The organism is Streptomyces sp. NPDC041796 (genome assembly GCF_055590785.1).
In genome coordinates this window covers 221,517-228,247 of sequence record NZ_JBVJAH010000009.1, presented here as the reverse complement: position 1 = coordinate 228,247, position 6,731 = coordinate 221,517, and the positions used below count along the sequence as shown (strand labels likewise).

The window sequence follows — 6,731 nt, the reverse complement described above, 5'->3', positions numbered from 1 at the left end:
CCCCTCCCCCCCCCCCCCCCCCCCCCCCCCCCCCCCCCCCCCCCCCCCCCCCCCCCCCCCCCCCCCCTCACCCCCCCCCCCCCCCCCCCCCCCCCCCCCCCCCCCCCCCGGCCGCTGGGCGACGTCATGCCCGCCCGAGGACCCCCAGCGGGCTACCCGAGTTGCCGCTCCGCCGCGTCCACGGTCTGGGCGAGCAGCACCGCGATGGTCATGGGGCCGACACCGCCCGGGACCGGGGTGATCAGGCCGGCGCGGGCGGCGGCGGTGTCGAAGTCGACGTCGCCGACGTTGCCGGGGTTGTAGCCCGCGTCGATGACGACGGCGCCGGGCTTGATGTCCTCGCCCTTGATGAACCGGGGCCGTCCGACGGCGGCGACCAGGATGTCGGCCTCCCGCACGGCCGCCGAGAGGTCGGCGGTGTACGAGTGGCAGTACGTCACCGTCGCGTTCCGCGCGAGGAGCATCATCCCGGCGGGCTTGCCGAGGATGGCGCTGCGTCCCACGACGACGGCGCGCTTGCCGGCCGGGTCGACGTCGTACGCGTCGAGCAGCCGCATGATCCCGCCGGGCGTGCAGGAGACGAACCCCGGCAGGCCGAAGCTCATCGTCGCGAACGAGCTGAAGGTCACACCGTCGACGTCCTTCTCCGGGGCGATCGCCTCGAAGGCGGCCCGCTCGTCGATGCCCGGGCCGACGGGGTGCTGGAGCAGGATGCCGTGCACGTCCGGGTCGTTCGACAGGCTGTCGAGGACGGCGACCAGTTCGGCGGTGGTGGTCGTCGCGGGCAGCTCGACGTGGCGGGAGCGGATACCGGCCTTCTCGCAGCGGGCTCGCTTCATCCTCACGTACGTCACGGAGGCCGGGTCCTCGCCGACCAGGACGGTGGCGAGGCAGGGCTGTGTGCCGGTGCGCCGGGTGAGGTCGGCGGCGCGGGCGGCGGTGTCCTCGACGAGGCGGCGGGCGAGGCCGCTGCCGTCCATGAGGCGGGCGGTGGCTGGGGTGGTGGACATGGCGGGCTCCCGAGCGGTCGTCAGTGGATCGCCCAGGCGCGCGGCAGTGGCGTCGGTACGCCGGGCCGCTCCCCGGTGGTACTCCACCCAAGCGCCAGTCACGGCCCGCCGCCCACTCTATAGGGGCTCCCCGCGGACGTTGCAGGGGCCCGTTCCCGGCCGGTCCCGCTGGGACTGCTCGGGCGGCCCGCTTGTGGGGGCCGCCCGGGGCGACGACGATGACACGGGCGCGGATGACCTCGATCGGGGAGGTGGCGTGAACGAGCCCTGGGTGGCTTTGGAGCGGGGCGCGGATCCCCTGGAGCGGGCGAGGGGGCTGCGCCGCGCTCATGAGGCGTTCACTGCCGGCGCCCCGCCACGAGAGCCCGTACGCCCGGTGGTGGCCGCTTCGTGGCGGCGCTCGGCACGCGCGCGGGTGTGCCCGGACGGGTCCGCCCGTGTGGAGCTCGGGGAGGACGAACTGGCCGCGTACCGGGAGGGGCATCCGCTGGCGACCGCGATGCCGGTGATCCGGGAGTTGATGGGTGCGTACGCGACGGACGGGGAGCACCTGGTCGCGGTGTGCGACGCGTACGGGCGGCTGCTGTGGGTGGAGGGGCACCCGGGGACGCTGCGCCGTGCGGACCGGATGAACTTCGTCGCGGGCGCGCGGTGGGCCGAGTCGGTGGCCGGGACGAACGCCCCCGGCACGGCGATCGCCGTCGACCGGCCGGTCCAGGTCTTCGCCGCCGAGCACTTCCTGCGGCCGGTGCAGGCCTGGACGTGCGCGGCCGCGCCGGTCCACGATCCGCGTACCGGGCGGCTGCTGGGCGCGGTGGACATCACGGGCGGGGACGGGCTGGCGCATCCGCACAGCCTGGCGTTCGTCCAGGCGGTGGCGCGGGCGGCGGAGTCGCACCTGGCGCTGCTGGAGCGGCCCTCGGCAGCCGGTGACCGGTTGCGGCTGTCGGCTCTCGGCCGGGACGAGGCGGTACTGGAGTGGGGCGGTCGCCGGACGGTCCTGAGCCGTCGGCACAGCGAGATCCTGGTGGTGCTGGCCCACCATCCGCAGGGCTTGGGCGGCGAGGAGTTGCTGGCGGCCCTGTACGAGGGCGAATCGGTCACCCCTGTCACGCTGCGTGCCGAACTGTCCCGGCTGCGCGCGGCGTTGGCTCCCGGTGTGCTGCGCTCGCGACCGTACCGGCTGGCGGCGCCGGTGGACGCGGACTTCGAGGCCGTGGGGCACAGGCTCGCCTCCGGGGCGGTCGCCGCGGCGCTGGGAGGGTACGCCGGGCCGCTGCTGCCCGGCTCGTGCGCACCGGCGGTGACGCGGCTGCGGGGGCGGCTGGCCGACGAGTTGCGCGCCGCCCTGATCGCGCGTGGCGACCCCGGTCTGCTCTCCGACTGGGCGCACACCCCGTGGGGTGAGGACGACCTGGAGGTGTGGCGGGCGCTGGCGGCGACCGTACCGCCGGGTCGCGCCGCCCCCGTACACGCGCGTCTGCGGGCCCTGGACGACGAGCTGTCCGCCGGGGGCGCAACGGGTTCGCAACGTCCGCGTCCCTAGCCTCACCGCGAACGCCGGACCACGGCGCACCCCCAGGGAGGCCCCGCAGATGACCCGTTACGCAGCGCCCGGCAGCGAGGGCGCGATCGTCTCGTACGAGTCCCGCTACGACCACTGGATCGGCGGCGCGTACGTGCCGCCCGCACGCGGCCGGTACTTCGAGAACCCGAGCCCGGTCAACGGCCGCCCCTTCACCGAAGTCGCCCGCGGCACGGCCGAGGACGTGGAGCGGGCCCTGGACGCGGCACACGCGGCGGCGCCCGCGTGGGGCCGGACCTCCCCGGCGGAACGGGCGGGCGTCCTGCTGCGGATCGCGGACCGGATGGAGGCGAACCTGGAGCGGCTGGCCGTCGCGGAGAGCTGGGAGAACGGCAAGCCGGTCCGTGAGACGCTCGCCGCCGACCTTCCGCTGGCCGTCGACCACTTCCGTTACTTCGCGGGCGCGCTGCGCGCCCAGGAGGGCTCGCTGAGCCAGCTCGACGACGACACGGTCGCGTACCACTTCCATGAGCCGCTCGGCGTGGTGGCGCAGATCATCCCCTGGAACTTCCCGCTGCTCATGGCGGTGTGGAAGCTGGCCCCGGCGCTCGCCGCGGGCAACACGGCCGTCCTCAAGCCGGCCGAGCAGACCCCGGCGTCCATCCACGTCCTGATGGATCTGATCGCCGACCTGCTCCCGCCGGGGGTGGTGAACATCGTCAACGGTTTCGGCCCGGAGGCCGGCGCACCGCTCGCCTCCAGCCCGCGCGTCGCCAAGATCGCCTTCACGGGTGAGACGACGACGGGCCGGCTGATCATGCGGTACGCCTCGGAGAACATCACCCCGGTCACCCTGGAACTGGGCGGCAAGTCACCGAACATCTTCTTCGACGACGTATGGGCGGCGGACGACGACTTCCGCGACAAGGCGCTGGAAGGCTTCACCATGTTCGCCCTCAACCAGGGCGAGGTGTGTACGTGCCCGTCACGTGCCCTGGTCCAGCGCGGCCACTACAGCGAGTTCCTGGACGCCGCCGTCGCCCGCACCGAACGCATCGTGCCGGGCCACCCGCTGGACACGGACACGATGATCGGCGCCCAGGCCTCCGACGACCAGCTCCGGAAGATCCTCTCGTACCTCGACATCGGTCAGCGGGAGGGCGCCAAGGTCCTGACCGGTGGCCACCGCGTCGAGTACGACGGCGAGCTGGCGGGCGGCTACTACGTCCAGCCCACCGTCTTCGAGGGTGACAACCGCATGCGGATCTTCCAGGAGGAGATCTTCGGCCCGGTCGTGGCCGTGACCTCGTTCACCGACGTCGACGACGCGGTCACCACGGCGAACGACACCCTCTACGGCCTCGGCGCCGGCGTCTGGACCCGCGACATCACCACCGCCTACCGCGTCGGCCGCGCCATCCGGGCGGGCCGGGTCTGGACGAACTGCTTCCACACCTACCCGGCGCACGCGGCCTTCGGCGGCTACAAGCAGTCGGGCATCGGCCGTGAGGGGCACAAGATGATGCTGGACCACTACCAGCAGACCAAGAACCTGCTCGTGTCCTACTCCCCGAAGAAGCTCGGCTTCTTCTAGGCCCATGAAAAGAGGCGATTGACCTGGGCTTTTACCCGTCAGGCGCCTTGCACTGGACCCGCTCAGAGCGGGGCCCGGTTTACGTCGTAACTCCCAGTTCCTCCCACCGCTATCCCGCCTCTGACCAGTGCTTCCGGACCAGTCACGGACCAAAACCCCGGCTCACCCAGTAGGTGCCGCACCTTGGCTGACGCGGTACCACTCCTGCATGGACTGCTCAATGAGGCGGTTGGCCTGCTCCCTGACGCCGTCCAGGAACTTGGCGTAGTGACGGAAAAGGACCTCGATGCTCTGGCCCGCGCGGCGAGCGCATTCGGCCGGATCCACACCGGAGTACAGCCAGAACGAGATCCCAGCGTGCCAGAGATCGTAGGGCCGCTTGGCCAGGGTGGAGGCGAGTTCCGTGTGGGTCAGGACGTACTTCCGTGCCCGCGCCCACGTTGTGCCATACGCGGCAGGGTCCACGTAGTTACCGGCCTCATTCCGGAACAGCCGGCCGTCCGGCGCCACACCGAACCGTTCGATGTGCGCCTGGTGCCGGGCCGCCCGCGGGGGACAGGTCGGGCGGCCCGGCAGCGTGGGGGCTACATCTCGTCCAGGTGGGAGATGACTTCCTCGAAGGTGATCTGGATGAACTTGCCGCCGGCCTCGGTCCGGAACGGACACCGCTGGCTTGCACAAAATGGCCATGACGCGCCTTCTGTCCAGGACACCCGGACGGCACGGCCGCCGGGCGGGGCGATCTCCGATCACGCCCGGGAGGGCTAACGATCACCCCGGCACGCAGGCACGGGCCGTTTCCGGACATGCCGGTGTGTGGCGTGAACCCGCCGCCCGCCCCTCATACGCCTCGACGAGCTCGCCCCACCCCGCCTCGGTGTCCGGTCCGGCAGCAACGACTCGATCTGCGCCCGTTGGGCATCAGTCAGCGGCACACCCAGACCGACGATCACAGGATCCGAAGGGACCGGCCTGGGACGTTTCTTGTAGATCACGCCCGGCTGCCGAGGTGATCCCGCCATGTCATCAGAGGACTATCCAGCCGTTCCTCCTCCGGGGCCGGCCCTTGTCGCGTGCCCCTGTTGTCATCATCGGACTCTGCATACGCGTGCAGACTTCGAGATCTGCGTCGAATGTGGATGGGAGGACGACGGCCAGGGCGACGAAGACGCCCACATCGTGAGGGGCGGACCCAACGGTGCGCTGAGCCTGGCGCAGGCCAGGCTCGAGTATCTGGACGACGTCGCAGCCGATCCGGGGGATGGGTCCTCTGTGGCAAACGGGGGCGATGGCATCTGGTGGGCCGCAGCTCAAGAGGCCAGGCGGGAGTACCTGCGCCTGAACGAGTAGCGCGACTCCTTCACGCTCGGCTCGTTGGTCTCCTGTGTCGCTGACTGACGCGCAATGGGCGCAGATCGAACCGTTGCTGCCGGACCGGACGCCGAAACGGGGCGGGCGCTGGCGGGATCATCGACAGGTAATCAACGCTATTGCCTGGAAGTACCGGACCGGTTCACCGTGGATGGACCTGCCCGCCGAGTTCGGCTCATGGAAGGGTGCGCACAACCGGCTGCGGATGTGGGCCATCGACGGCACTTGGGAGCGGATCTTCACCGCCCTACTCGCCCAGGTCGACGCCGAAGGTGACCTGGACTGGGTCGTCGCGGTCGACTCCACTGTCGTGCGCGCGCACCAGCACGCCGCCGGGGCCGTCAAAGAGGGCCCCGGCCGACGAGCCGCACGACCACGCGCTTGGACGGTCTCGCGGCGGGCTGAGCACCAAGGTCAATCTCGTTTCCGACGGACGGTGCCGTCCGCTCGCATTCGCTCTGGCCCCCGGCCAGGCCAGCGACGCACCAGCCTTTGTGCAGGTGATGAACCGCCTGCGAGTACCAAGAGCCATTGGCCGACCCAGAACCACGCCACAGGCGGTCCTTGCGGACAAGGCGTTTTCCTCGCACGCGACCCGGCAATATCTGCGCAGCCGCGGCATCCGAGCCGTCATCCCGGTTCCGGCCGACCAAGAGGCCAACCGCCGACGGCGAGGGAGCCAAGGCGGCAGACCACCGGCCTTCGACCGCGACGCCTACCGGCAGCGCAACACAGTCGAGCGGTGCATTAACAAGCTCAAGCAATGGCGCGGCCCGGCCACCCGCTACGACAAGACCGCCACCATCTACCTGACAGTACTTCACCTCGCGGGCATCTTCATCTGGTCGGCACGATGATCCGAAGGAAACGCCCTAGTCGGAAGCCGAGCACAGCCTCGGACAAAATCCGGACCATTTCCGGACCAGCCCTCGCCAGAAAGCCGCGCCAACTGCCTTTTCCGCTGGTCAGCGTGGGCGTATCTGCTGTACCACCAGGCAGATGAAGAACCTGCTGGTGAGCTACTCCCCCAAGAAGCTGGGCTTCTTCTAGACACCGAAAACCGGCGCCTGACCAGGTCAGATGCCGGTCAGGCGCCCTTGTCGGCACGCGCCTACGTGGCGAGTCGAAACATGCCCTTACTTCCGATATCTCCCACGGGTATCCCAACTCTGACCAGCAGTTCGGGGCATTTCCGGGCCAAAATCCCGTTAAGGCACGCTCTCCCCATCGT

General features: G+C 70.8%; 6 protein-coding genes and 1 riboswitch. Of the genes, 4 read left to right on the top strand and 2 right to left on the bottom strand.

Going from position 1 to position 6,731, the window contains the following annotated elements:
* Positions 1-152 precede the first annotated feature (152 nt).
* Positions 153-1,010 carry a bifunctional 5,10-methylenetetrahydrofolate dehydrogenase/5,10-methenyltetrahydrofolate cyclohydrolase gene (locus ACZ6C1_RS20300; protein ID WP_469242501.1) on the bottom strand — a complete coding sequence of 286 codons (858 nt, stop codon included), beginning with the start codon at positions 1,008-1,010 and terminating at the stop codon, positions 153-155.
* Positions 1,011-1,033: 23 nt separating this feature from the next.
* Positions 1,034-1,122, bottom strand: a riboswitch (ZMP/ZTP riboswitch).
* Positions 1,123-1,266: 144 nt separating this feature from the next.
* Between ACZ6C1_RS20300 and ACZ6C1_RS20295 the strand changes: the two genes are divergently transcribed.
* Positions 1,267-2,556, top strand: a complete 1,290-nt coding sequence (locus ACZ6C1_RS20295; RefSeq protein WP_469242500.1) for a GAF domain-containing protein — start codon at positions 1,267-1,269, stop codon at positions 2,554-2,556.
* A gap of 49 nt (positions 2,557-2,605) precedes the next feature.
* Complete coding sequence (gene exaC / locus ACZ6C1_RS20290) at positions 2,606-4,129, top strand: acetaldehyde dehydrogenase ExaC (protein ID WP_469242499.1); 1,524 nt, start codon at positions 2,606-2,608, stop codon at positions 4,127-4,129.
* A gap of 162 nt (positions 4,130-4,291) precedes the next feature.
* On the opposite strand, the gene ACZ6C1_RS20285 is transcribed toward exaC, so the two are convergent.
* A complete protein-coding gene (locus ACZ6C1_RS20285; RefSeq protein ID WP_469242498.1) occupies positions 4,292-4,639 on the bottom strand; it encodes a hypothetical protein in 348 nt (115 codons plus the stop codon).
* A gap of 510 nt (positions 4,640-5,149) precedes the next feature.
* On the opposite strand from ACZ6C1_RS20285, the gene ACZ6C1_RS20280 reads away from it, so the two are divergent.
* Positions 5,150-5,479: a CPCC family cysteine-rich protein gene (locus ACZ6C1_RS20280; protein WP_469242497.1), complete on the top strand. Its 330-nt coding sequence runs from the start codon at positions 5,150-5,152 to the stop codon at positions 5,477-5,479.
* Between the two features lie 34 nt (positions 5,480-5,513).
* Positions 5,514-6,357, top strand: a protein-coding gene (locus ACZ6C1_RS20275; RefSeq protein ID WP_469242496.1) for an IS5 family transposase whose coding sequence is annotated in 2 segments (ribosomal slippage) — positions 5,514-5,840 and positions 5,842-6,357 — 843 coding nt in all. Because the reading frame shifts where the segments join, the coding sequence is not laid out codon by codon here.
* The last annotated feature ends 374 nt before the right edge of the window (positions 6,358-6,731 follow it).

Excerpts from the sequence above, each read along its gene's own strand:
- ACZ6C1_RS20280 (WP_469242497.1), top strand. The coding sequence starts at position 5,150 with ATGTCATCAGAGGACTATCCAGCCGTTCCTCCTCCGGGGCCGGCCCTT.
- ACZ6C1_RS20300 (WP_469242501.1), bottom strand. The coding sequence starts at position 1,010 with ATGTCCACCACCCCAGCCACCGCCCGCCTCATGGACGGCAGCGGCCTC.
- exaC (WP_469242499.1), top strand. The coding sequence starts at position 2,606 with ATGACCCGTTACGCAGCGCCCGGCAGCGAGGGCGCGATCGTCTCGTAC.